The organism is uncultured Microbulbifer sp. (genome assembly GCF_913055755.1).
Classification (GTDB): domain Bacteria; phylum Pseudomonadota; class Gammaproteobacteria; order Pseudomonadales; family Cellvibrionaceae; genus Microbulbifer.
This window is the reverse complement of record NZ_CAJXKH010000057.1, coordinates 1-24,542: the sequence shown is the minus strand read 5'-3', so window position 1 is coordinate 24,542 and position 24,542 is coordinate 1. Positions and strand designations below refer to the sequence as shown.

General features: G+C 61.1%; 26 protein-coding genes. 11 read left to right on the top strand and 15 right to left on the bottom strand.

Annotation, left to right across the window (positions count from 1 at the left end):
• Window positions 1–1,121 (top strand): slipin family protein (locus tag QZ511_RS10880; protein WP_295802341.1); only part of this gene is annotated, 1,121 nt, incomplete at its 5' end.
• A gap of 93 nt (window positions 1,122–1,214) precedes the next feature.
• Here the strand turns inward: QZ511_RS10880 and QZ511_RS10875 are convergent.
• The 5 genes from QZ511_RS10875 to QZ511_RS10855 are packed head-to-tail and all read right to left on the bottom strand — an operon-like array spanning window position 1,215 to window position 5,960.
• Entirely contained in the window at window positions 1,215–2,159 is a 945-nt protein-coding gene (locus QZ511_RS10875; protein ID WP_295802340.1) for a class I SAM-dependent methyltransferase, read from the bottom strand.
• A gap of 33 nt (window positions 2,160–2,192) precedes the next feature.
• Complete coding sequence (locus QZ511_RS10870; protein ID WP_295802339.1) at window positions 2,193–3,365, bottom strand: ATP-NAD kinase family protein; 1,173 nt, start codon at window positions 3,363–3,365, stop codon at window positions 2,193–2,195.
• The gene (locus QZ511_RS10865; RefSeq protein WP_295802338.1) at window positions 3,362–4,483 is read right to left on the bottom strand and encodes a 4-phosphoerythronate dehydrogenase; all 1,122 of its coding nucleotides are present in this window, start codon (window positions 4,481–4,483) and stop codon (window positions 3,362–3,364) included. Before QZ511_RS10865 ends, QZ511_RS10870 begins: the two co-directional genes overlap by 4 nt.
• Window positions 4,480–5,427, bottom strand: a complete 948-nt coding sequence (locus QZ511_RS10860) for a 5'-3' exonuclease H3TH domain-containing protein (protein WP_295802337.1) — start codon at window positions 5,425–5,427, stop codon at window positions 4,480–4,482. The genes QZ511_RS10865 and QZ511_RS10860 overlap by 4 nt, the downstream gene beginning before the upstream one ends.
• Window positions 5,424–5,960, bottom strand: a complete 537-nt coding sequence (locus tag QZ511_RS10855) for an elongation factor P hydroxylase (RefSeq protein ID WP_295802336.1) — start codon at window positions 5,958–5,960, stop codon at window positions 5,424–5,426. The genes QZ511_RS10860 and QZ511_RS10855 overlap by 4 nt, the downstream gene beginning before the upstream one ends.
• A gap of 582 nt (window positions 5,961–6,542) precedes the next feature.
• Between QZ511_RS10855 and QZ511_RS10850 the strand changes: the two genes are divergently transcribed.
• Window positions 6,543–7,229 carry a hypothetical protein gene (locus QZ511_RS10850; protein WP_295802335.1) on the top strand — a complete coding sequence of 229 codons (687 nt, stop codon included), beginning with the start codon at window positions 6,543–6,545 and terminating at the stop codon, window positions 7,227–7,229.
• Window positions 7,230–7,288: 59 nt separating this feature from the next.
• Here QZ511_RS10850 and tusA read toward each other — a convergent pair whose 3' ends face one another.
• Window positions 7,289–7,528: a sulfurtransferase TusA gene (gene tusA, locus QZ511_RS10845; RefSeq protein WP_295802334.1), complete on the bottom strand. Its 240-nt coding sequence runs from the start codon at window positions 7,526–7,528 to the stop codon at window positions 7,289–7,291.
• Window positions 7,529–7,710: 182 nt separating this feature from the next.
• Here tusA and QZ511_RS10840 point away from each other — a divergent pair, with 182 nt between their 5' ends.
• A complete protein-coding gene (locus tag QZ511_RS10840) occupies window positions 7,711–7,995 on the top strand; it encodes an antibiotic biosynthesis monooxygenase (RefSeq protein WP_295802333.1) in 285 nt (94 codons plus the stop codon).
• On the opposite strand, the gene QZ511_RS10835 is transcribed toward QZ511_RS10840, so the two are convergent.
• The 3 genes from QZ511_RS10835 to QZ511_RS10825 form a co-directional block, all read right to left on the bottom strand.
• Window positions 7,973–8,644, bottom strand: a complete 672-nt coding sequence (locus QZ511_RS10835) for an alpha/beta fold hydrolase (RefSeq protein WP_295802332.1) — start codon at window positions 8,642–8,644, stop codon at window positions 7,973–7,975. The two genes, QZ511_RS10840 and QZ511_RS10835, sit on opposite strands and share 23 nt — an antisense overlap.
• A 14-nt stretch (window positions 8,645–8,658) precedes the next feature.
• Window positions 8,659–8,889, bottom strand: coding sequence for a YheU family protein (locus QZ511_RS10830; protein ID WP_295802331.1), 231 nt, complete (start codon window positions 8,887–8,889; stop codon window positions 8,659–8,661).
• A gap of 270 nt (window positions 8,890–9,159) precedes the next feature.
• The gene (locus QZ511_RS10825; RefSeq protein ID WP_295802330.1) at window positions 9,160–9,966 is read right to left on the bottom strand and encodes a methyltransferase; all 807 of its coding nucleotides are present in this window, start codon (window positions 9,964–9,966) and stop codon (window positions 9,160–9,162) included.
• 234 nt (window positions 9,967–10,200) lie between these two features.
• Between QZ511_RS10825 and QZ511_RS10820 the strand changes: the two genes are divergently transcribed.
• The 4 genes from QZ511_RS10820 to mnmC all read left to right on the top strand — a co-directional run bounded on the left by QZ511_RS10820 (window position 10,201) and on the right by mnmC (window position 14,120).
• The gene (locus tag QZ511_RS10820; RefSeq protein WP_295802329.1) at window positions 10,201–10,731 is read left to right on the top strand and encodes an ACT domain-containing protein; all 531 of its coding nucleotides are present in this window, start codon (window positions 10,201–10,203) and stop codon (window positions 10,729–10,731) included.
• Between the two features lie 119 nt (window positions 10,732–10,850).
• Window positions 10,851–11,315: a tRNA (uridine(34)/cytosine(34)/5-carboxymethylaminomethyluridine(34)-2'-O)-methyltransferase TrmL gene (gene trmL / locus QZ511_RS10815; protein ID WP_295802328.1), complete on the top strand. Its 465-nt coding sequence runs from the start codon at window positions 10,851–10,853 to the stop codon at window positions 11,313–11,315.
• A 172-nt stretch (window positions 11,316–11,487) separates the two neighbouring features.
• Window positions 11,488–12,009: a flavodoxin FldB gene (fldB, locus tag QZ511_RS10810; RefSeq protein WP_295802327.1), complete on the top strand. Its 522-nt coding sequence runs from the start codon at window positions 11,488–11,490 to the stop codon at window positions 12,007–12,009.
• Window positions 12,010–12,047: 38 nt separating this feature from the next.
• Window positions 12,048–14,120 (top strand): bifunctional tRNA (5-methylaminomethyl-2-thiouridine)(34)-methyltransferase MnmD/FAD-dependent 5-carboxymethylaminomethyl-2-thiouridine(34) oxidoreductase MnmC, encoded by a 2,073-nt coding sequence (gene mnmC / locus QZ511_RS10805; protein WP_295802326.1) that lies wholly within the window; start codon window positions 12,048–12,050, stop codon window positions 14,118–14,120.
• A gap of 22 nt (window positions 14,121–14,142) precedes the next feature.
• Here mnmC and QZ511_RS10800 read toward each other — a convergent pair whose 3' ends face one another.
• Entirely contained in the window at window positions 14,143–14,781 is a 639-nt protein-coding gene (locus QZ511_RS10800) for a DUF502 domain-containing protein (RefSeq protein WP_295802325.1), read from the bottom strand.
• 78 nt (window positions 14,782–14,859) lie between these two features.
• Here QZ511_RS10800 and QZ511_RS10795 point away from each other — a divergent pair, with 78 nt between their 5' ends.
• Window positions 14,860–15,693: a glutaminyl-peptide cyclotransferase gene (locus QZ511_RS10795; RefSeq protein WP_295802324.1), complete on the top strand. Its 834-nt coding sequence runs from the start codon at window positions 14,860–14,862 to the stop codon at window positions 15,691–15,693.
• A 79-nt stretch (window positions 15,694–15,772) separates the two neighbouring features.
• Here QZ511_RS10795 and QZ511_RS10790 read toward each other — a convergent pair whose 3' ends face one another.
• On the bottom strand, window positions 15,773–16,237 hold the full coding sequence (locus QZ511_RS10790) for a hypothetical protein (RefSeq protein WP_295802323.1): 465 nt from the start codon (window positions 16,235–16,237) through the stop codon (window positions 15,773–15,775).
• A gap of 194 nt (window positions 16,238–16,431) precedes the next feature.
• Here QZ511_RS10790 and recQ point away from each other — a divergent pair, with 194 nt between their 5' ends.
• Window positions 16,432–18,282 carry a DNA helicase RecQ gene (gene recQ, locus QZ511_RS10785; RefSeq protein WP_295802322.1) on the top strand — a complete coding sequence of 617 codons (1,851 nt, stop codon included), beginning with the start codon at window positions 16,432–16,434 and terminating at the stop codon, window positions 18,280–18,282.
• Window positions 18,283–18,390: 108 nt separating this feature from the next.
• Window positions 18,391–19,806: a serine hydrolase gene (locus tag QZ511_RS10780; protein ID WP_295802321.1), complete on the top strand. Its 1,416-nt coding sequence runs from the start codon at window positions 18,391–18,393 to the stop codon at window positions 19,804–19,806.
• On the opposite strand, the gene QZ511_RS10775 is transcribed toward QZ511_RS10780, so the two are convergent.
• Complete coding sequence (locus QZ511_RS10775) at window positions 19,781–20,698, bottom strand: tellurite resistance TerB family protein (protein WP_295802320.1); 918 nt, start codon at window positions 20,696–20,698, stop codon at window positions 19,781–19,783. The two genes, QZ511_RS10780 and QZ511_RS10775, sit on opposite strands and share 26 nt — an antisense overlap.
• Window positions 20,699–20,871: 173 nt before the next feature.
• Here QZ511_RS10775 and QZ511_RS10770 point away from each other — a divergent pair, with 173 nt between their 5' ends.
• On the top strand, window positions 20,872–21,849 hold the full coding sequence (locus QZ511_RS10770; protein ID WP_295802319.1) for a calcium/sodium antiporter: 978 nt from the start codon (window positions 20,872–20,874) through the stop codon (window positions 21,847–21,849).
• A gap of 20 nt (window positions 21,850–21,869) precedes the next feature.
• Here QZ511_RS10770 and QZ511_RS10765 read toward each other — a convergent pair whose 3' ends face one another.
• The 3 genes from QZ511_RS10765 to QZ511_RS10755 form a co-directional block, all read right to left on the bottom strand.
• On the bottom strand, window positions 21,870–22,184 hold the full coding sequence (locus QZ511_RS10765) for a chaperone modulator CbpM (RefSeq protein WP_295802318.1): 315 nt from the start codon (window positions 22,182–22,184) through the stop codon (window positions 21,870–21,872).
• A complete protein-coding gene (locus QZ511_RS10760; RefSeq protein WP_295802317.1) occupies window positions 22,184–23,167 on the bottom strand; it encodes a DnaJ C-terminal domain-containing protein in 984 nt (327 codons plus the stop codon). The genes QZ511_RS10765 and QZ511_RS10760 overlap by 1 nt, the downstream gene beginning before the upstream one ends.
• 87 nt (window positions 23,168–23,254) lie before the next feature.
• A complete protein-coding gene (locus QZ511_RS10755; protein WP_295802316.1) occupies window positions 23,255–24,007 on the bottom strand; it encodes an OmpW family outer membrane protein in 753 nt (250 codons plus the stop codon).
• Window positions 24,008–24,542 lie beyond the last annotated feature (535 nt).

Sequence of the window (24,542 nt, the reverse complement as noted above, 5' to 3'; positions counted from 1 at the left end):
CTTATGGTCTGGTATTTCAGCGCGGACGCTTCCGCTGCCTGCTGGAACCCGGCTCACACCGGTTTGGTCCGCATATTTATTCACTGGCGGTAGAGCACTACCAGGTCACAGACCTGTTGATCCCGCGACCGAAGGTAAAATACCTGGTGCGCAACCACCCCGTTCTGGAGCGATATATCGAATGCATCGAGACCGGGGATAACGAAGTGGCGCTGCTGTATCGCGATGGTCGACTGGAGGAACTGATGCTGCCAGCACGAGAAATGGCCGTCTGGAAAGGGGTTGATCACGTTACTGTAGACAAGATCAACCTTAACGACTCCCTGGCGCTGCCTTCTGAACTGGCCACTGCGCTGCGCTTTGACTTACCTGCATCACTGGAGAACAAAGTGCGCATGCTCGTTTATCTGGCGGAGGTTCCGGATCGCCACCGAGGCCTGCTCCTGGTAAATGGACAGTTTCAGGATTGGCTGGAACCCGGTTATTTCGCCTACTGGAACCCCGGGCGAAATGTTCAGGTGAAACTGATTGATCTGCGCGTACAACTGGTGGAAGTGAGCGGTCAGGAAATATTGACCCGCGATCGGGTATCACTGCGGATCAATCTTTCCGCGAGCTATCGGGTAGTGGATGCCGAAAAGGTGACCGCAATCGCCGGCGACTATACCAGTCATATCTATCGGTCTTTGCAGCTTGCGCTACGAGCGGCAGTTGGTACACGCAAGCTCGACGAGCTACTCGAAAACAAGCGCGCCCTCAACGGCGATATCGAGGAACTCCTCGGTGAAGACCTGAGCGGCATCGGTGTGGAAGTCTGCGATATCGGCGTGAAGGATATTGTCCTGCCCGGCGAGATGAAGGCGATTCTCAACCGTGTGGTAGAGGCGCAGAAGGAGGCGGAAGCCAACCTGATTCGCCGCCGCGAAGAGACTCAAGCGGTCCGCGCACTGCATAACACCGCAAAGATGATGGAAAACAACAGCACGCTAATGCGCCTGAAAGAACTCGAGGCACTGGAGCGTGTGACTGGCAAGATCGAGCGTATTTCTGTGTATGGTGGCCTGGATGGCCTGATGACAGAGCTCGTAAAGCTGCGCAGCCCTCCGGGACCTCGGGCATAACAGGGTGCCGCTGAAATTTGCGGCACCCTTTTTTACATCAGAGTTTTTACATCAGAGCCTGCGCCGCTCCCCTTTTCAAGTCATCGCTAAGGCCTAGCGCCTGAACTTCACATGTAGCATCTTCAACGCCGCATCCAGGTCTTTGTCCGGGAAATCCGGGTTCTGCGGCAACCGTTCCATCACTTCATACCCGGAATTTGCGTTGCCGATCATCTCGCGAAACTGCACCTCGCTGTGTGCCGGTGAATTCAGCACAAACAGCAGGTCCGCTTCATCGGCAAGGCAGGCGGGCAGCTTTTCCAGCAACCTGGCATAGTTGATCTCCACATCAAACGCACCCTTCTGCCGCGTTGGCGGATCCACTACCGCCAACTGGAAAGGGCCGCTGCGGTCATAGCGTTTGAAATCCCGCAACGCATCCCTCGCCAGAAAGCGGATACCTTTGGTGGCCAGCTGGTTGTACTGGTGGTTCGCCTGCCCGCGCTTCAGCACTCCCTTGTTGAGGTCGATGTTCAGGACCTCCAGTTCACCCGCCGCCCGCGCCACCACGGAAAACGCACAGGTAAACGCAAACAGGTTCAGCAACTTGAGGTTTTCGACCTGGCCGGCCTTGTCCCGTACCTGCTGTTCCAGCCACTGGCGCCCGGGCTCGATATCGAGAAAGAAACCCACGTTCTGGCGCTCGAAAGTGAGGGGAAACCTCAATTCTCCGCGGCGGGCCTCGGGCTGCTCCACCGGCGCTCCTTGCTCCCACGCAATGGGTGCGCCGCGCAGGTAACGCCGCTGCACGGCGAGCCCGGTGTATCCGCAAGCTTCCGCCAGCGCCCACAACTGCGCCGCGAGGCCGGCTTCATCCTCGTGCTCCTCAAACAGGGTCACCAGAATCGCCGGGAAATAGCTGTCCACGCAGACACGGTCAAATCCGGGGTAACAGTGGCCGCGGCCGTGGAACAGCCGGCGGCTGTCATGCAAGGTCTGGCTGCTCTGGCTTTGCTGCAGTTTGCTGCCGACTGCCTGCAGCACGGGGTCCCAGTTCAAATGATTGCTCGCTTGTGTCATTGCGGTTGTTGGTCAGGCCTGCGGCAGCGCACTGCCGTTGGAAAGCGGGTAGAGGATTTCATCGCGATAGCCGGTGACCACGGGAATAAACCCGCTCCAGGCCTCGTCCAGTTCCGGCTCGCCGCTGTCGATCAGCAGCGGGCGCCCACCCAGTTCGGTGATTTTGGTTTTGGTGGCGACCACCATCAGATTGTCCCGCCCCACGGCCTTAAGCACCGCCGGGCTCAACTGCTGGTTGCCGCGGCCGATCAGGTGGCCCTGGCCACCGATAGCGGTAAGGATGATTTTTACCGGCTTGTCGGGATCGTCTGCACGGTGCTGGCGGATGGCATCCTGCACCTGCAGGGCATTGACGTCGCTCCCCGCCAGTTCACCCCCGCACCAGAGATCCACCCCCAGCAGGGTACCCTCCCCGCCCAGTTCATTCAGCACCGCGAGTGTGGTGGAACCGGGGCCGAAGATGTACAGGGTTTCCGGGTCCAGTTCATCCATTTCTTCGACGATCTGCGCGGCGATATCCGCTACCGCCAGCTCTTCCACTTCGCGCCCGGCGTTTTTCACTGCCTGCAGAAAGTGGCCCTCTTCCGGGACCAGAAGCTCACCGTAATAGCGGGTGCTGACACGGCCTTCGCGGAAAGACTTCTCATCGATATCCCGCACTTCCCTCTCGTGCAGGTCCACCAGCTCCCCCGCCAGCAGGCGGCGCAACACCTCGCCCCCGGCGCGGGGGGAAATGGCAAAGCAGGCGGAGTGCATTTTCACTCCGGCGGGAATACCCAGTACCGGATAGCTGTCGCCGAGCGCGTTCACCATATTGCGCGCGGTACCGTCGCCGCCGACAAAAACAATCAGGTCGGCGCCCGCGTCACGAATCGCCCGCGCCGCCGCTTCGGTATCTTCCGGGGTGGATCTATCGCCGGCAGCGGTTCCCACCACGGCGACGTTCAGCCCCAATGCGCGCGCACTGATTTCCCCCATATCCCCGGCGAAGGTCACGATTTCCAGCGCGCCAGCGAAGGGTTTCAGGGCTTCCAGTGCAATGGCGGCGCGATTGTGGGATTGCGGGCTGATACCGGCTGCCAGTGCGCGCTCGACGGTATCCGCACCGTCGCTTCCCTTCAGTCCCGCCGGGCCACCGATGCCAGCCCAGGGGTTGATGATCAGACCCAGTTTTTTCAGTTTCACTTGAGCCCCAGTATTGCCAGTTGCTGCAGGGTTTCCGCATCCAGCTGTGGCGCCTGCACGTGGAAATGGGAGAACTCCAGGCGCTTGGGGTACTGCTTGCGCAGCAGGTCAAAGGATTGCGCCATGGGTGCCGAGTCGGTTGCCGCCGCCCGCAGTCGCCGGTCGTCTGCGCGGGGGTCGTACATCTGCAATAACAGATCGCGCACCGCGGCAAAACCGGACTCGGTTGTAGAAATCGTTTTGGGCTGTTCGGAGGTATCTGCACTGCCCGCTGCCGCAGCGGCATTCAATTGCAATGCGGCGTTCAGGGCCTCTCGGATCATGCGCGTTCCGGCGAGCTTGCCGTCGTGGCTATAGCCGGCAATATGCGGGCTGCCGAGATCCACCCTGTCCAGTAGCTGCAGGTTGATGTCCGGTTCGTTTTCCCATACATCCAGCACCGCGGTAAACGGGCGCTGGTCTTCCAGCAGCCGCAACAGCGCGGCGTTGTCGATCACCGCACCGCGGCCGGCGCTGATCAGTACCGCATCCGGGCGTATTTGCCCGAGCGCCTGTGCGTCCAGCATATGCAGGCTCGGGTGCGGGCCGTCTTTGACCAGTGGTGCGTGCAGGCAGATGATGTCCTGCTGCAGCACGGTTTCCAGGGTTGCCGCATCCGGATTGTCGGGCAACCAGGGGTCGTATACCTGGCAGGCAATGCCCAGCTGGCGCAGCCGCTGATGCAGCAGGCCACCCACATTGCCGCAACCGACGATGCCGAATCGGCGCCCTCGCCAGTCCTCGCTCAACGCTGCGAGGGCACAGAAAACGTATTCCACCACCGAGTTGGCATTGCAGCCGGGAGCGGCGCTCCAGTGGATCCCCTGCCCCTCCAGCCACGGGATATCCAGGTGATCGGTACCTATGGTGCAACTGCCCACAAAACGCACCGGCGTATCCTGCAACAGCACGGCATCCACCCGGGTCACGGAACGCACCAGCAGTACGTCCGCCGCCGCCAGCTGGGCCCGGGTCATGGTGCGGCCCGGCAGGCGGGTTATCTCGCCGAGGTCGCCAAACCAGTTTTCCAGCCCGGGAATATTTTCGTCGGCGACAATGCGCAACCGCGGTTCGTTCATGCCTGCTCCATAGTTTCTGAATCCTTCACTGGCGCCGCCAGCCCTTCCAGGGTCCGACGGATCTTGGCGCCGAGGCGCCCGAGACCGAACTCCTCTGCCAGCGCCACCGCGACATCCACATCAACGGGCTGCCAACCCAGATCTCCCGCGGTGACATTCAGCGGTACGCTATCGCACAGCCTGGCCAGTTTCAGCGACATGCGGATCTGCTCGGCGTAGTCCGCCAGTTTCTGCGCAATACCCTTGCCACCGCGCAGGCCCAGGGCCGGAACCTGATCCGCCGCGGCAATCAGCTCTTCCACCGTGTCAAAGGCGCCCAGCAGTCTTGCCGCGGTCTTGGCGCCGAATCCCGGGACACCGGGGATATCGTCGATGCTGTCGCCTACCAGGGCGAGATAGTCTGCTATCTGTTGCGGACGCACACCGAACTTGGCCTCGATCGCGGTGCGGTCCAGATATGCATTGGCGGCAAAGTCCCACAAGCTGGCGGCGCCGGCGTCCAGCAGCTGGCCCAGGTCCTTGTCCCGGGTCACCACGATTGGCGCGGCTTCCCCGGGGGTTTCCGCACAGACTCTGGTCAGGGTGGCAAGAATATCGTCCGCCTCATAGCGCTCACTGGCAAAACCGGAGATACCCAGCACCTCCGACATTTCCCGGCAGGCCGCCAGCTGGAACGCCAGCGCCTCATCCGGCAGCGCGCGGCTGCACTTGTAGTCCGCGTAGATCTCGTTGCGGAAGCAGTTGCCCAGGGATTCGTCAAATGCGCAGGCGATACGCCCGGGGCGGCGCGCCAGCAGGTCCAGCAGGAAATTGGTGAAACCGTAGACCGTCTCGGTACTGTAGCCACTGCGGCTCTGCCAATTGGGGGGCAGCGCGAAGTAGTAACGGAAGATGTAAACGGAGGCGTCCACCAGGTAGGTCTGGCGCGGGCTTTGCGCGCTCATCCCAGCGCCTCCAGCCGGTAGAGTGTTTCATTCAGCGGATGAGGGGTAGCGAAGGCCGCCGACAGTGCCAGGGCAAACCGCCGCGCGCGCTCGTTTACCCCATCCCGGCAATAGGCCTGGGCCTGCTGCCAGATATTGCGCTTGAACTGCGCACTGGGGCCGAGACCCGCATCCAGGTTGTCGGCGCTGACGCGGAAGCTGCGGCCGCAGGCCTGCGCGAATATCCACTCCAGCGCTTGGGGCTTGATTTCCACCCGCTCAAACTCCGCCTGCTGCTCGGTGCTGCGGCCGTCCGGCGCGTACCAGTAGCCGTAGTCCGGCAACAGCCGCCGCGCACTGCCGGCCACGCACCAGTGCGCGGCCTCGTGCAGGGCGCTGGCGGCGTAATCCAGGGTGAACTCCACCAGGTGGAACGGCTGCTGCCGCTCCGCCGGGCGGTAATAGGGCTCTGCCGCACCGCCCTGCAGGCGGGTATTCAGGCTGTCCGGACCGGAGAAGCAGGCATTGAAGACTCTGACTATTCGTTCAGTCACAGTTTCTTCCCCGACGGCACCGGCGGATGCGGGCTGGTACGGAACTTGCTGTTCACTGGTAACAGTGCGGCTGCCTGCCTCGTTTTCTGCCTCGCTCAACTGTTCCGGCGCGGCCGGTGACAAATGCGACAACGGGTGCTCCACTTCAGAGAAATTTGCTGTTGGGGCGCGGGTCTCGACCGCCGCCCGATTCGGTTGGCGCGGACTATAGCAGCGACCGCGACGCGATCAAGACCGGCCCCGCCAGGGGCCGATGGCAGCGCTCGCGCAATTGCTTGCCAATCCCGCAAAAAAGTAAGCAAATCAACGCAAAGAAGGCGCTTTCACTGGTTGTATTTCTGCGGATCAGAATATACCTTTGAATACAGGGATACCGGAAACCTGACACCGCTTACAGAAGTTTTGCAGCGGTTGTTTTCGGTTGCGGTACCGGCTTCCCAGGGGGGCAAACAGGCGCTCCCGGAGTCTGGATTTCGGCGAATGCCTTCCCGGCCTTCGCCCGGTATCTCTACGCCGGCAGCTCCTCAAATAAGTAGTACAAGACCTTCCCGCCCTACTACCGGCCCTGCAAGGAGGTGCTCCATGACCGACCACAGTACCAGCAACGTGGTTGACCTCTTCACCGGCAAGCCAATCGAGACCTCTGAGAACCTGCGTTTCATACGCTTGTCCCCGGAGCTGGATGGCTTGGAAATGCTCTACTCCAACAATTCCAGTGGAACCGATCTTTACAGCCTGAAAGTCCTTTGCTGGGGCCTGCGTGCCAATGGCGAGGTGGTTGGACTTGTTCCCTGGTTGAACTCCATCGTGGCCTGCCCGGACATCCAAGATCCCCTGGACGGCCGGTTTGAAGGCTACTATGACCCGGGCATCGAGGAAATTTTCCACGAGCCCCCCATCCACAAGATCGTCGAGCTGGAGACTGCGGCGGAATACTTCGAATTTGAAAGCAATCAGGCAGATGAGGTTGTACAGGAGATTCCGGATACCATCGGTACCCACGCGGTATTTATGGATTTGGATCGCGAGAACCTGACCCTGACTGAGGTCGTGAGCTGGCGGCTGTTTGCCAGCGGCGAGATTCACGGCATGCTGATCGACCACAACAGTGTGGAAACCACACCGGTACTGCCGGGAGACGACTGTCTCTACCCGGCGCAGGAAGCCGAGTGTTTCCGCTACTTCTTCCAACACCACATTGCCAACAAGATCAAATCCGAGGATCCGGAGGCCTTGGCAGCGATCGCGGCACTTGTCACTTCGCCCTGAAAATCCCAATCTTTCCAAACGATACAAGGGCGACCAGTGGTCGCCCTTGTTGTATCCGGCTAGCGGTTCTCGTCCGCCTTTCTGATCCAGTAGATAAACTCGTCATTCTCTTCCGCATGCTGCACCAGCTCGTAACCGAGAAACTGGCAGAACTTGGGCACATCCCGCTGGGTAGAGGGATCGGTGGCGAGCATCTGCAACACCTCACCTTCGGCAACCTTGCGTACCGCAGCGTGAAGCATCATGACGGGTTCCGGGCACAGCAGGCCGCGGGCATCGAGTGTATGTTGTGACTTCATAGGCATATTGTCAGGGATTTAACTCGGCAGGTCACCTCAAAAGACTGACCGATGCGGCCAGGATTACCAATCCCAGGGCCAGATTGCCCATCTGAACGGCGGCAAGAAAGGCTAAACTCCCCCTACATCGACTCACACAACAACACACAACCACGACCAAATCGACAGATAGCAGCAAAACGATGATTTACGTACTGATTGAACGAGAAATTGCCGAAGATCTCGAATCCACCTACGAAGAAGCCGCGCGCAAGCTGCTGACCAATGCCTACCAAACCACCGGATTCGTAGACGGCCACACCTATACGGAAATGGACAATCCCCGCCGCCGTTTCACCCTGTCCCAATGGCAGTCGGTACTGCACTGGCAGCAGTGGTACAACAGCCAGGAGCGCCGCGACCAGATGAGCCAGCTGGCACCACTGCTATCCCACGAAGAGCGCATCACAATCCTCGAGCGCGCATAAACGACACCGCGCGCTCCGCGGCAGACTCCCAGTGCTGCCGCTGGCTGAAACCACTGGCCCGACGGGGCTTGAAGTCATGATCCCCGTCTTCCAGCCAGTGGCACTCCACCGCCGCCGACAGACCGTAACCCGCAACCTCATCCCGACTTCCCAACCGGTCCCGCGTCCCCTGCACCACCAGCGTCGGACACGTCATCGACTGCAGATGCTCGGTACGCAACTTCTCCGGCTTGCCCTGTGGGTGAAACGGATCCCCCAGGCACACAGCCCCGGCAACCTTCCCCCGATCAAAGTTATCCTGCGCCAGCATACTCGCCACCCGACCGCCCATCGACTTGCCACCGACAAACAGCGCCCCCGGCTGCAACTCCGCATGCACGCGATCAATCTGCGCCTGAAACGACGCCAGCAACACCTCCATCTTGTTCGGCGGCCGTCGCCCCCCATTCACACGGCGCTCCGCCATATACGGAAACTCAAACCGCACCACCCCAACACCCCGCGCCGCCAGTAACTCCGCCAGCGCCTGCATAAAATCACTATCCATCGGCGCACCGGCACCGTGGGCAAACAGAAACCAGTGCGCGGGACGCTCTGCGGGCCGGTCGACCAGCCACTCGGTCTTGTCGCCCATCGGATAATCCGACATCACCTTACCCGACATCAGTAGCCCCCATCTTTGGGGATATCCTCGGCCAGAATCAGGTTCACCGACTCTTCACCCGGCTCAAACCAGATCACCACCGTCTTGTTTTCCAGCTGCCTGCGCAGGTTCGCAACCTTGTCCGTCAGGCTCACTTCCCGCTCGCCGTAATCGGTGCCGTCGCGGGTGGCGTATTCTTCCAGAAGATTCTGCAGGGTTTCTGGGTCCAATTGCTGATGAGGAATAATCACACTGCTCTCTCAATTTTTCTGCAAATACCAGTAAGGCTAACGAAGTTGTGCGCTTGAATCTAAGGACGGGTGACGGGGATCGGTTTTCGAAAGCGTCGGCGCCATGGACGGCGCCGACGCAGCTTACAGGGATGTATTCACAGCGGTTTCGAAAACCGATACCCGTCGCCCGGCCGCCACTGAGCTGCGTCAGTGGACCTAAACTTGGGGCTTCAAAATAAAAATGCCCCGGAGGTGCCGGGGCATTTTAACTTCTAACGAACGAAAGTATCAGGACTTGGGCTTACGGAACCGCAACGTCATACGGTCGCTTTCACCAATGCCCAGGTACTTGTCCTTATCCTGGTCACCCAGGCGCAGAGAAGGCGGCAGCGTCCAGACACCCTTAGGGTGATCCGCAGTATCCTTCGGGTTGGCATTGATCTCACTGGACTCCTCCAGCACAAAGCCCGCATTCTTCGCCAACTCAATCACATAATCCTGGGTCACATAACCGCTATTCCCCATTCCCTCACGGCTGGTACCCGGCTTCGCCCGGTGTTCCACAACACCCAGCACACCACCCGGCTTCAACGCCTCGAAAAACGTCTTGAACGCCGCCTGCTCGTTATTACCACCCATCCAATTGTGTACATTGCGGAAAGTCACCACCGCATCCGCAGACCCCGCCGGCGCAATCTCACTATCCGTGCCAGGGACAAACTCGGTCACCTTCACCGCACCATACGTATCCTTGTCCCCCGCCAGCTTTTCATCGAATTTCTTGCGGGAATTCTTGAAGTAATTACTTTTGGAGTCTTTGTCAAAATGCGCCGCATACAGCACACCCTCATCCTTCAGCATCGGCGCCAGGATCTCCGTGTACCAGCCACCGCCCGGCCAGATTTCAACCACCGTCATATCCGGCTCAACCTGGAAAAACTTCAGTGTTTCCGCCGGGTGGCGGTACTGATCCCGCGCCACATTTGCCGGCGTGCGCTGCTCGCCCTTGATCGCATCCTCCAGGGCATCCGCACTTACCGTACCGGACATCGAGACCGCACAGGCCATACCGGCCAACCAGTGAACAAGTTTCATCCAGCTTTCTCCTATTAGATTTATATTCCTTCCACCCGGGATTCAACACTGCTACCCCTGTCATGTAAAGACTGCCCCGGGCCCGTCTGGTTCCCGGCTACAGCCCCGGCAAGCCCCAAAGTGTGGACAGCTCCCGCCAATACCGAAACCCCACAGTCAGGAATTTTGCTCCTGCGGCGTCACACTGGCTACAATTCAGCTCAGTGTATCAGCAGAGTAAAAAAAGGAAGTCCCATGCAGCAGCACTTCGTCATCTCCATAATCAGCGACGACAAACCCGGCGTGGTAGAAATGCTCTCCGCCGCCGTAGCGGAAAACGGCGGCAACTGGGAAGACAGCCGTATGGCCCACTTCGCCGGCAAGTTCGCCGGTATCCTGCGGGTCAGTGTTGCCAGCGATGCCAGCGAACGCCTGAAAGCGGCCCTCACCGACCTCGCCGGCCCCGACTTCAAACTCCAGATCGAAGACGCCCTCGCGGTTGCCGCCGATAGCCGCCAGACCCTGCAACTCAAACTGGTCGGCAACGACCGTCCGGGCATCGTGCGCGAGATCTCCCGGGCCCTGGCAGCGCGCAAGATCAACGTGGAATCCCTCGACACCCGCTACACCAGCACCCCCTGGAGCGGAGAACCCCTGTTCACCGCCGAATGCACCATCAGCGTCGCCGAAGACGTCAGTATCGACGGCCTGCACGACGAACTGGATGAAATCGCCGACGAACTCGGAGTCGAGATCGACTGCGAAGAAACCGCCTCCGCGCTATAATCCCCGCCACTCGCGGCCCGCCAGCGACCAGAACGCAGCGGGCCGCTTTTCGACTTGCCCTCGGGGCCATGTATCCCAGTGCCCCGGAACGGGCGCAATAAGCAACTGATGCTCAAGCGATGTTCAAAATAGTGCTGTACCAGCCGGAAATTGCCCCCAATACCGGCAATATCATCCGCCTGTGTGCCAACACCGGTGCCGAACTGCACCTGATAGAACCCCTCGGCTTCGCCATGGACGACAAGCGCCTGCGCCGCGCCGGGCTCGACTATGCCGAATACAGCCGCGTGGTACGCCACCGGGACTGGCAGGCCTTCGTCGATACGGAAAAACCGGCCCGGGTACTGGCACTGTCCACCAAGGGCAGCCGCGCGCATTCGGACATCGCCTTCCAGGCCGATGACGCCATCGTCTTCGGCCCCGAAACCCGCGGCCTGCCCGCGGACTTCCTCGCCATGACCGGTGAGGAAAATACCCTGCGCATCCCCATGTGCGCCAACAGCCGCAGCATCAACCTTTCCAATGCCGCGGCGATTGTGATTTATGAAGCCTGGCGACAGCTGGGTTATGAAGGGGCCATCTGACACAGTTTTTGGTATCAGGCCTCAATGTTTGAATTGAAGGCAGCGCGGCTGGACCAGTATTTCAAAACCGTCGATGCCATGGACGGCATCGACGGAGCTTACAGGGATGTACTCGCAGCGTTTTTGAAATACTGGTCCAGCCGCGCTGCCGCCACGAAATGTATTCAAAGCTATGCACGCACCCATCGGACTTTTTTACGGTTCCAGCACCTGTTACACCGAAATGGCCGCGGAGAAAATTCGCGACCGCATTGGCGAGGAATGGATCGACCTGCACAACGTCGCAGACGACGAAATCTCGCTGGCAGAGCAGTATGACTTCCTGATCATGGGCATCCCCACCTGGGACTACGGCGAACTGCAGGAAGACTGGGAAAACTGCTGGGAGCAGCTGGCTGCGCTCGACCTGAGCGGTAAAAAAGTCGCGCTCTACGGCCTCGGCGACCAGGAAGGCTACCCCCAGTGGTACCAGGACGCCCTCGGCTATCTGCACGCACAGGTCGTCGCCATCGGCGCCAAAGCCGTCGGCTACTGGCCTGCAGAAGGCTACCAGTTCGAAGAATCCAAGGGCCTCACCCCCGACGGCACACACTTCGTCGGCCTCGCCCTGGATGAAGAAAACGAATTCGAACTCACCGACGACCGCCTCGAACGCTGGTGCGCGCAAATCATGCGCGAATTCGGCCTCCAATAAATTACCGAAAACACTCGAGCAACCGCACCGGCCACCCCATGTCTGATCAGCACAAAAGCGGACCCGCACAAAACGCATCCCTCGAGTGGCGGGAAAACGGCCAGCCGGTTTCCAGCGCCTTCAACGACATCTACTTCTCCACCGCCTCCGGCCTGGAGGAAACCCGCTATGTGTTTCTCGGCCAGAACCACCTGCCGGAACGCTGGCGCGCCCTCGAACAACATGACGTATTCACCATCGGCGAAACCGGCTTCGGCACCGGGCTCAATTTTCTCGCCGCCTGGCAGCTGTGGCGAAAGCTCGCCCCCACAGGAGCGCAACTGCATTTCGTCAGCGTGGAAAAGTTTCCCCTGCGCCTGCAGGACCTGAAGCGCGCGCTGTACCTGTGGCCCGAACTGGCGGAATTCACCGGCCCGCTGATCGAACAGTATCCCCTGTTCCTCGCCCCCGGCGTGCACCGGCTCAGGTTCGACGGTGGCGTGCACCTCACATTGATTATCGACGAAGCCAGCAGCGGATTCGAAAGCCTGCTGCTGGACGACCCGCAAAGAGACAGCCGGGTCAACGCCTGGTTTCTCGACGGCTTTGCACCATCCAAGAACCCGGAAATGTGGAGCCAGGCCCTGTTCCGAGCCATCGCCCGCCTCAGCGCACCACAGGCCACCTTCGCCACCTTTACCTGCGCCGGCATCGTCAAGCGCGGCCTCAAGGACGCGGGTTTCGAGATCCGGAAAGTGCCGGGTTTCGGCCACAAACGGGAAATGTTGCGCGGAGAGTTCACCGCACCAGAACAGCCATTCCGGCATCGGGCCACGCCCTGGCACCTGCCCGAGCCCCTTGCGGCAAACGTCGGGGGAAAAATCAAAAAAGTCGCGGTGATCGGCGCAGGTATTGCCGGCGCCAGCGTTGCCCGGGCACTGGCGGAGCGGAACTTCAGGGTGCAGGTATTCGAGCAGGGAGCGGCGCCCGGCAGTGGCGCCTCCGGCAATGACCAGGGCATTCTCTACGCGAAACTCTCCCCCAAGCCGGGCCCCAACGGCGACTTCAACCTGCTGGCCCTGCTCTACGCCCAGCGCCTTTATCCGCAAGTATGTGCGCAGGCGATCCACTTCGGCGGCCTGCTGCAACTGGCGCAGGAGGAAAAGGAACAGCAGCTGCAGCAGCAGATTGTCGAACAGCTCGCGCTGGACGCCAGCTCGCAGCTGGCACGCCCGGTGGATGCGCAGCGGGCTTCGGAACTGGCCGGCGTAGAACTCAATACTCCCGGCCTGTTCTTCCCCGCCGCCGGCTGGCTGCAGCCACAGCAGGTGTGCGCAGGCCTGTTGCGCCACGACAATATTGAACTGCGGTGCAATACCGCAGTGCTCGACCTGAACCGCAGCGATACCGGCTGGCACATCGTCGGCGAGGATGCACAGTGGCAGGCCGATGCCGTGGTGCTCTGCTGTGCCAACTTCAATCGCCGCTTCCCGGCGACAGCGCCGCTGCCACTGCAGCCGATTCGCGGCCAGGTCTCGTTTGCCGAGGCCACGGAAAATTCACGAGCATTAAAAGTGGCACTCTGCGGTGAGGGCTACATTGCTCCCGCCCACATTCCTGGCCACAGCCCAGGCCACACCTCCGCGTACAGGGGCGCAGCCCACACGCAACACAGCTTCGGTGCCACCTTCAAGCTGAAGCAGACGGACACCGGGATCCGCGCCGAAGAGCACCGGGAAAACCTGGCAACACTCGCCGCATTGTTGCCGGGGATTGCCCGCGACTTCGAACAGCAGACACTGCGCGGGCGTGCTGCGCTGCGCGCGGCAACGCCGGACTACCTGCCGCTGGCGGGCCCGGTGGCGGAGTGGCAAAAACTGGAAAGTACCTATGGCGCGCTGCGCAAGAACCGAAAGCAGCTGATCGAGCGGCGCTGCCCCTACCAGCAAGACCTCTATGTACTGGCCGGTCTGGGGTCGCGCGGCTTTACCTATGCGCCGCTGGCCGCGGAAGTGGTTGCCGCCTGGATCAGCGGTGAAGTGATGCCGGTTTCCGCGGAGCTGGTAAAGTCCCTGCACCCCATGCGCTTTGCCATTCGCACCCTGGGGAAGAACCGGCCGCTGGAACTCTGACCGGAATCAGACTCGCCAGAGTTCAGGCCGTTTCGTCGGTGGATTCCAAACGCGGTGGCTGCAACAGCGGGCCGCTGCCGGAGCCGCAGGCAACGATGGATTTCATTGCCGCCTCCACAGTGACGTGGGGCAGGATCTCCACACAGTCCGCCGGCAGGTGATAGACAAACCCGGAAGTTGGCACCGGCGCGGTGGGCACGTACACGGTATAGTCCCCGTTCTCGTGCTGGGAGGTGACAATGGCAGTCACGGACAGCGGGTTGTCGACGCCGTGAATTTTGGCCCTGGCCACCGGCCCGGACAGCACGCCTTCACTGCCGGCGCCACCGATAAACTGCAGCACCAGGTCCTTGATGGTGTTGTAACCGGGCGCCAGCTTGCCCAGCCAGTGGTCGACGTGCCGGTGCACCCAGCGCCCGACACTGGTTTTAACCAGCAGGCCGATCAGGAAACACACCGCCAGGATCAGCGCTATCACCAGCAGCTGGGCAAAGGTATCCTTGAATTGCGTGTGGGCTTCCATCCACTGGGTGACCGGCGCCACCAGTTCACTGATCTGGCCAAACAACCACTGGAACAGCAGAATGAAAATGGCGATGGGCAGAACCACCGCCAGCCCACCCAGCAGGGTGAGAGTGACAAAGGCTTTTATTCTGGTCATAGGTTAGGGTTCGAACTGCCAATAATCAAAAATGTGCCGCGAGCTTACCACTCCCCGGATAAACAAAAACTGAATTCCATGAAATCTGCGACGTCTATCTCCCGTCTTCCCCATCTAGCCCGCCTCTCCCACCTGCCCGGTCTCCCCTGCCTGCTACTCGGCTTGCTGCTGGCCTGCACCGCCTGTGCGCAGGAGATGATCCAGCCAGAGGCGGTGACGTACGAGGTGCTGGAGAAGCGCGAACGCGCCGCCGACCACTTCACCCAGGGGCTGTTTTTCGACGGCGAACGCTGGCTGGAAAGCAGCGGGCTCTACGGCCGCTCGTGGCTCGCGGAATATACCGACCCGGGGCGCAACCCCCTAAGGCGCAAATGGCTTGCTCCCAACCGTTTTGCGGAAGGGCTCGCAGTGCTCAACGATAAAATCTACCTGCTCACCTATCGCGCCGGCGAACTGCAGGTGTACGACCGCAACACCTTCAACCGGGAACAGGGCTTCACCTACCGCGGCGAGGGTTGGGGACTCACCACCGATGGCCAGCAGCTGATCATGAGCGATGGCAGCGACCGCCTTAGCTTTCGCGATCCCGAGGACTTTTCCATCACCCGCACCATCAGGGTCCACGGCGGTGGCGAGCAATGGAGCCGGCTCAACGAGCTGGAATTCGTGCACGGACTTGTCTGGGCGAATATCTGGCAGGATCCGCGGATCATCGCCATCGACCCGGCGAGCGGCCTGGTGAAAGGGGTATTGAATCTGGATCAGCTGCGGCGGGAAAGCCTCGGCCCGCAAGCGGATGTGGATGCCGTGGCCAACGGCATCGCCTGGGACCGGGCGCGCAACGGGCTGTGGGTGACCGGCAAATACTGGCCGGCGCTGTACCTGATCCGCCCCCGGGGCATGGGCTTCTGAGACGCGGGTTGCCGGTACGGGAACTTATGGCGAGAGTGGCTGTGCAAGTGTGGCCGGAAAGGGGCTGGAGATTGCAGCGTTAGTTTCGGTAGTAGTCGATGACGGTCAGGAAACCACCACTGCGAATGGAATCCAGTGCCGCCCCCCGCACCTGCAGGCGGTAACCGCGGTTGCGGCGCTCCACCGTCACCCCATCTACACCCTCGCCACCGTCAAACAGCAGCTCGTGCTCACCGTCCAGCGCCCGCCACTGCACACCCTCGATATTGCGCATGCCGGGCAATTCGATGGTGACCGCGTGCAGCGCTATCGGCAGTTCACGCATTTCCATACGCGCGATACCGCTGGAGGTCGCAAGAGAGTAATTGAGCTGATTGGCCGGCGCCGGCTTCCAGCCCAGATGGGTGTCAGCGCGGGCGGATTGCGCCAGCTGCTGAGGGTTGATCGAATCCGGTTTTACCGTGGCACACCCGCTGAGCCCCCCGGCGGCCACCCCCATCAACATGCAGGAAAGCAGCAAAGAAGTTGATTGCAATGCGCGCATAGCTTTATCCCTGTCTATGTCTGCGTTGCCGGGATTATAGACCAACATCTCATTTTGATGTGAATCGGCGCGCCAACAATTGACCGGAGCCCTGCGGCGCCCGGCCCTTGCGAGCCAGGATATACGCCAGCCCCGTGGCAAAGTCGCCTCTCTGTCGGTTCACCCCCACCGGCCGCCACGGGTATACTCCGCCCATGACAGATTCAGCCCCCGCCCGGCCGGCGCAGTCGCCGGAATATATCCTCCAGCACACCTTCGGATACACCGAATTTCGCGGTGACCAGCAGGCCATTATCGACACCCTGGTCAGCGGCGGCGACGCCCTGGTGCTCATGCCTACCGGTGGCGGCAAGTCCCTCTGTTACCAGATTCCCGCCCTCGCCCGCCGCGGCTGCGGCGTGGTGATTTCGCCGCTGATCGCGCTGATGCAGGACCAGGTCGAAGCGCTGCGCGCCGCCGGTGTGGCCGCCGCCTTCCTGAACTCCTCCCTGGCCGTGGCCGAAGCCCAGCAGATCGAAGCGCAACTGCTGAACGGCGAACTGGAGCTCCTGTACCTGGCGCCGGAGCGCCTGCTGCAACCGCGCACCCTGGACCTGCTGGAGCGCGCCGACATCTCTCTGTTCGCCATCGACGAGGCCCACTGCGTGAGCCAGTGGGGGCACGATTTCCGCGCCGACTACCTGCAGCTATCCTGCCTGCACCAGCGTTTTCCACAGGTACCCCGCGTCGCGCTGACCGCCACCGCGGACCAGCGCACCCGGCGTGAGATTGCCGGCCGCCTGGACCTGGAAGAGGCCCGGCACTTCGTCAGCAGCTTCGACCGCCCCAATATCCAGTACCGCATCGCGGCCAAGAACAATCCCAAGCGGCAATTGCTGCAATTCCTGACCAGTGAGCATCAGGGCAACGCCGGGGTTATCTACTGCCTCTCCCGCAACAAGGTGGAATCCACCGCAGCGTGGCTGCAGCAGCAGGGGTTCAATGCCCTGCCCTACCACGCCGGCCTGTCTGCCGAGGTTCGCGCCAACCACCAGCGCCGCTTCCTGCGCGAAGATGGCGTCATCGTGGTGGCCACCATCGCCTTCGGCATGGGCATCGACAAGCCGGATGTGCGCTTTGTTGCCCACCTGGACCTGCCGAAAAGTATCGAGGCCTATTACCAGGAGACCGGCCGCGCCGGGCGCGACGGCGAACCCGCCACCGCACTGCTGCTCTACGGTCTCGAAGACGTGGTCAAGCTGAGCCAGATGGCCGCCACCTCGGAAGGCAGCGAGGAACACAAACGCCAGGAGCGCCAGCGCCTGGATGCGATGCTCGGCCTGTGCGAGATCACCAGCTGCCGGCGCCGCGCACTGCTGCGCTATTTCGACGAGGAACTGGCGGCGGACTGCGGCAACTGCGATACCTGCCTGGAGCCGCCGGCCACCTGGGACGCCAGCGACGCCGCGCGCAAGCTGATGTCGTCCATCTATCGCACCGGCCAGCGCTTTGGCGCGGCCCACGTAATCGACGTGCTGCGCGGGGGCGATACCGAGAAAATCCGCCAGTTCAATCACCAGCAGCTGTCCACCTACGGCATCGGCGCCGACCTCAGCGCCAACGAATGGCGCGCCATCGCCCGCCAGCTGGTGGTGCGTGGCTACCTGCGGGTCAACGCGGAAGCCTTCAACGCACTGCAGCTGACCGAACAGTGCCGACCGGTGTTGCGCGGGGAAGAGCAGCTGCAACTGCGCACCCTGCCGAAAACTGCGCCCAGCTCCCGCTCCCGCCAGGGCGCCGGCAGCGAAATCACCGCCGAGGACCAGCCGCTGTGGGACGCCCTGCGCGCGCTGCGCAAATCTCTTGCGGAAGCCCACGGCGTGCCGCCCTATGTGGTGTTCCACGACGCCACCCTGCGGGAAATGGTGAGCGCGCGGCCGCGCAACCGCCAGGAAATGCTGGCCATTTCCGGCATCGGCGACAGCAAGCTGGAGCGTTTTGGCGAAGACTTCCTGCAGCTGCTTGCAGACTTTGCCGAACCGGCCGCGCCGGACGCGATTACCTAGCGCTTCCGGCACGGCAAGGCAGCCCGATGTCCCCGCTTAACCTGCCAGTGGAGAAAAGGCAGCGGTTACAATCTGCGCGACACTAGCGCTACCGATGGCGGAGAAATAATGAAAAAACTGCTGCTGATTCTCGTTGCCGGCACCGCCAGTCTGGCACTGGCCCTTGCCCTGCTCGCCCCCACCCTGTTGGGTTTTTCCATCACCCAGCTGGGCAATGCGGTAAACATCGCGACCGGGATGGGGGCCAAACTCGCCTGCTCGGGCCACTTCGTTTCCGGCTTTACCCCGGCCCGGAACCTGGAAGACCTGGCCTCCTATTCCCCCGCCAACCGCCTGCTGGACCTGCAGTACGATGAACAGACCAAACGGGTAACCGCCTCCCTGCTGGGGATGGGCACCACCAGTGCCCGATACCGTCCCGGCCTGGGTTGCACACTGGATATCGGTGATACCAGTGCCCTGGACCAAATCCGTATCAGCCAGCTCCCCGAGACCGAAGGCGAATGGCCCCGCGGCAATGGCGCCAGCCACATAGATTCCGCGCTGCAGCAACAGCTGGATGCGCTGCTGGCCGACGACAATGTCGCGGGCATGCAGACCCGCGCCCTGCTGGTGGTACAGGATGGCCGGCTGGTAGCCGAGTCCTACGCCGAGGGGATTACCGCACAGACGCCACTGCTCGGCTGGTCCATGGGCAAGAGCCTGACCGCGATGATGGTCGGGCGACTCGAACAACTCGGACAGGTCCCCACCGCGGCCGCGCCACTGTTCGATGAATGGAAACAGGATGCGCGGGCCCACATTACCCTCGAAGACATGCTGCATATGTCTTCCGGTCTCGACTTCGATGAAACCTACGCGCCCGGCAGCGACGCCACCCGCATGCTGTTCAACAGCCACAGCGCATCCGCGGTCGCACTGGGCAGCCTCGCGCTGTACCAACCCGGCGAGCACTTCTCCTATTCCTCCGGGACCACCAACCTGCTCGCGCGCTGGATCACCGACCAGCGCGGTGGCACGCCGCAGGACGGCATAGACTTTTTCCGCAATGAAATTCTGCGCCCGCTGGGAATGCAACACACGGTATTCGAGCCGGACCCCAGTGGCATTTTTGTCGGCAGCTCTTATATCTACGCCTCGGCCCGCGACTGGGCGCGCCTCGGCCTGCTGATGCTGGATCGCGGACAGTGGCAGGGAGAGCAATTGCTGGACCCCGAGTGGGTGCAGCGCGCGCACACGCCCAACCAGAGTAACAACGCCCCGGCCTACGGCTACCAGTTCTGGCTCAACTCCGGGACAAAAGAACTGGCGGCAGGCGACGAGCTACGGTTCCCGCAGCTGCCGGTAGATGCCTATTTCATGCTGGGCAACCGCAAGCAGGTGGTGATGATATCCCCCTCCACCAACACCGTTATGGTGCGTCTGGGCTGGAGTGCCGGCAGCTATCCGACGGGGGAAAATTTCGCCCGTCTGCTGCCGGCGGTAGAGAAAACCGCAATCAGCGCGGAATCTGCTGCTCGATAACCTGGGCAGCCTGGTCGGAAATGCCCAGCTTCTGCGCCAGTGACTGCAGGTACTGGCGCTCGCTGGCATTGTCCGGATTGATGGTCATTGCCGACACCAGATAGAGATTGAATGCGGTCGCGGGATCATCCGCCTCGCTGACGATCTCGTCCAGGTCCACCGGCGTGGTCAGAAACTGGCGGAACTCGTCGAGATCGCTCTGATCCAGCTGCCCGTGCAGTGCCTGCAGGATATTTTGCTGCTCCTGCGGGTCGATCTTGCCATCCGCCTGGGCGGCGGCAGCCATGGCCTTGAGCATGGTTTCCGCCTGCTGGTCGCCGCCGCTGCTGTCAGCCTCCGAATTTACAAACCCGAACAGGCCACCATTGCCCTGGGGCTTCATCTTTTGCCAGTCAACGGGATTGGCTTTCTGCCCCTTGGGCCCCTGTTGCCCGAACTTGCCGTCGGCGCGGCCAAAAATCTGCCCGAGAATATCCCCCAGCCCGCCGCCGGCGGCGCTGCCGCCCGCACCGCCAGGAGCACCGCCGGGCGCGCCGCCCGGGACACCGCCGCCCTGCTGCATCTGGGCAAAAATCCGCCGCGCCATTTCCATCAGCACCGCGGCACCACCGGCACCAGCACCTGCGGGAATCGCGCCACCGAAAATATCGCCGCCGGCAGGTCCGGACTGACCGCCACCCGGCGCCGCCGGTGCACGGCCCAGTCCCCCGGGTTTGGTGGCCCGGGCGAGAATATCGTCGAGGCTCGGGCCGTCGCCCGCATCCGGCGCCGGCACCTTGCTGAAGTCGGGCGGCGGAGTGCCCGGTGCAGGGGCGGGCTGCTGGCGAATCTTCTTGTTCAGCATCGACATTCCGGCGCCAATTAGCGCGCCCAGTAACAACTTCTTGTTCATGGATAACTGCCCGTTTGGCTGTGTGGAAATAGCCCAAACTGTAGGGTCGGGACAGCGGCGCAACCACAGTGGCCACATCAGTCGCTGCAACTGCGGGACAGAGTCGCTACAATGCGCCCCCGCACCACCACCGCTGAATTCGCCCGAATCACCAAGCTCACATAAGGACGTTTATGATCCTCGCTGTTCTCGCCATCATCGCCGGATTTGCCCTGCTGGTCTGGAGTGCCGACCGCTTCGTGGAAGGGGCCGCCGCCACCGCCACCCACGCGGGTATGCCGCCGCTGCTGATCGGTATGGTCATCGTGGGTTTCGGCACCTCGGCGCCGGAAATGGTGGTGTCCGCGATGGCTGCACTGGACGGCAGCCCGGGCCTGGCACTGGGTAACGCCTACGGTTCCAACATCGCCAATACCGGCCTGATTCTCGGCTTCACCGCGCTGATGATTCCCCTCGCGGTACACTCCAAAATCGTGCGCAAGGAATTGCCGCTGCTGCTTGCCATCAGCTGTGTTACCGGCGCCTTCCTGTGGAATGGCAGTCTCGAACGCTGGGAGTCATGGGTTCTGCTGGCAGGGTTTTTCGGGCTGATCGGCTGGTCCATCTACTCCGCCCTGACCGGCAAGGGCGACATGATTGAAGGCAATATCGCAAGCGAGCTGGAAACCCACGCCATGCCCCTGGGCAAAGCGCTGTTCTGGGTGGCGGCAGGCCTGGTACTGCTGATCGCCAGCTCCCGCCTGCTGGTGTGGGGCGCCGTCACTATTGCCCAGCAACTGGGCGTCGACGACCTGGTAATCGGCCTCACCATCGTGGCGCTGGGTACTTCACTGCCGGAGCTGGCGGCCACCGTTATCGCTGCACGCAAGGGCGAACACGATATCGCCATCGGCAACGTGGTGGGGTCAAACATGTTCAACCTGCTGGCGGTTGTCGGCATCGCGGGGGCGATCGCGCCGATGTCCAACGTGCCACAGGAAGTAATGACCCGCGATTGGCCCATGGTGGTCGGCCTTACCGTTGCGCTATTTGTATTCGCCTATGGATTTCGCGGCCAGGGGCGCATCAACCGCTGGGAAGGCCTGGCCTTACTGCTCGCCTATGTCGCCTACACCGCCTACCTGGTAGTGGAAATCTCCCGCGCGCAGTAATCGACGCCTGCCAGACCATTTCAGTCCCCTTCCAGGCGCCGCAAGCGCGCCTGGAGACGCTCGACTTCCTCCAGCAGGTCGATGGCCAGAGCGGCGCCCGCCAGGTTGACCCCCAGGTCCCGCTCCATCGAATACACCCGGCGCACCCGGCGCACGCAGATGCCGCTGAAACGCCAGCTCCTGACATCGCCCCGGGGCTCGATGATGCCCTCTTCCACCAATGCAATAATGTGATCTGCGGGCAACCCGCTGGCACGGCACAGCTCGCTCAGGGTCAGTTCGATGGTCTCGTCCAGAATCGCCGGAGTGCCTTCCCCGGTTTCCCGCTCATTCATCAAACATCCCTCCGGTCAGTTGAATAGCCTCTGGGGTTGAAAGCAAACGCCTTGCTGAATGCCTGGTAGGCGGCCTTTTCCGCGTCCGTATTCGCCGGCGGCGCAACAATATCCAGTACCACAAACAGATCGCCGGGCACCTTCGCCGGTAGCCCGCGGCCTTTCAGGCGCAACTTGCCGCCAGTCTTGCTGTTGGGGGGAATGGTGAGGTTGATGCGGCCACCCGGTGTATCCAATGGTATTTTGGCGCCGAGCGCCGCTTCCCAAGGGGCCAGCGGCAGGGTCAGGTAGACGGTGGCACCCTCTACCCTGTAGCGCCCGTGGGGATTGAAATGAATCTCCAGGAACAGGTCTCCCGGCTTGCCCTCCCCCACGCCGGGTTCGCCCTGGCCGGCGAGGCGAATCTGCTGCCCTTCGGTAACCCCTTTGGGGATTTTGACATTCAGCTTCCGCTCGCGAATCCGCGGCTTGCCGTCGGCACCCAGTTCCGAATGCTTGAGGGTGATCTGGCGGGTGGCGCCGTGGTAGCTGTCCTCGATTTCGATCGCAATCTTTGCGTAGGTATTGTTGCCATGGGCGTGGAAGCGGTGACCTCCGCGGGCGCCGTGTGCGTGCCCGCCAAATCCGCCGTGACTGAATCCGGCATGTCCGAACAGGCTTTCAAAAAAGTCACTGAAGGCCTCCGGGTCCACTTCGGTATAACCGCCGCCGTGAAATTCAAAACCCTGGTCCCAGTCCGGAGGCGGGCGGAAATCCTGCCCGGCATTCCACTGGTTCCCCAGCTGGTCATAGGCCGCGCGCTTTTCCGGGTCCTTAAGCACTTCGTAGGCTTCATTGACTTCCTTGAAGTGCGTCTCCGCATCCTCCTCCTTGCTCACATCCGGGTGGTACTTGCGCGCGAGCTTGCGGTAAGCGCGCTTGATTTCATCCTGCGCCACATCCCGCTTGAGGCCGAGTATCTGGTAATAATCCTTGTATTCCATGACAGGCAAAAATCAGTGGTATCGATAAATAAAAAAGGCACCCATCGGGTGCCTTTCTCCGCTCATCCGTGAACGCACTCCTCCATATTAGAAGGAATATCCAATACCGAGGTTAAAGATCCACGGGCTGAAATCCACATCGGTTACGCTATCGCGAACAAGCACGTCCGGGTCCAGCGGTGACCGGTAGTAGGTGTTGAAGTCGGTGTCGGTATCCACATACAGCACCGCGGCATTCACCAGGAAGGCACTGTCGCGACCGAAGCGGAAATCCACACCGGCCTGTGCGGTTACACCCCAGGAATGTCCCAGGCCAAGGTCGGCACCATTGACGGTTTGACCCGAGTCGATCAGGTCGTCATTCAGGGCGCGGCTGAAGCCCTCATCACTGAAATCGGTGTAGTTCACGCCGATACCGACATAAGGTTGCCCCAGGCATTCCGGGCCCAGCGGGTACCAGTTTACAAACGCGTTGGAGTAACTGGCATCAAAGCTACCCAGATCATAATCGGTATCAAAGGTGACATCTCCGTCATGAATTCTTTTCAGATCCATGTCGTAAGAAGTAGAACCGATATACATCAGCTCCACGCCCCAGTGAGGGACCGGCTTCCATGCACCAGAAATATTCCAGGTGGTGTCACTATCGAGGTCAAAACCTGCGCTGATCCAGTCTTCACTCAACTTGAAATTATCGCTGCTGTCATCGGGGTCGACCCAAGAAGCACCAACGCGAATAATGTAATCACCATCCATCCACATATCAGCCGCTGCCTGTTGTGCACTTACCAGTGCGGCTACAGCGATTGCAAGCGGTGTCAGAGCGCGTGTCATTTTCATTGAGAACTCCATCGTATTCGGCAAATTAAACAGCAATTAACCCAATCACTGTCAGTCTAGACACCGGAATACACGGCGGTAGGAAAAACAACCAAAAAAAATCGTGTATTGCGGAACTTTTGTACCGTTTTGACGCTCGTTAATTCTTATTTGATGAGACCGGCGACTGGCGCAATTTTCTTTTTGCACGCCAACGATGTTTTCAGGGGATTTTTTGCGCCAGAATGGAATATTTTTACGCCAGAAAAGCTCGAGAAAATAATTTATGCGCCAGCGCTGTAGCGCTGCCCTGCCGCCATAGGAAAATTTCCGTCACCGATTCAGGCGACATTCAGGTTTGAAAAACAACCAGCCCGCAAACGTAAAGAATTGTTTGTGCGATACAGCTGGCGCGAAATACGACAAATATCTGGCCGGTCAAACACCCGTACATTGCCGGGGATAGTGATGACGAGGGGTTAAGTTTTGGCGAGGGGTTAAGCTGTAGCGGGAATTAAAGTGATATCGGGGAGTTGAAGGTGGGAGGCGCGGCGGG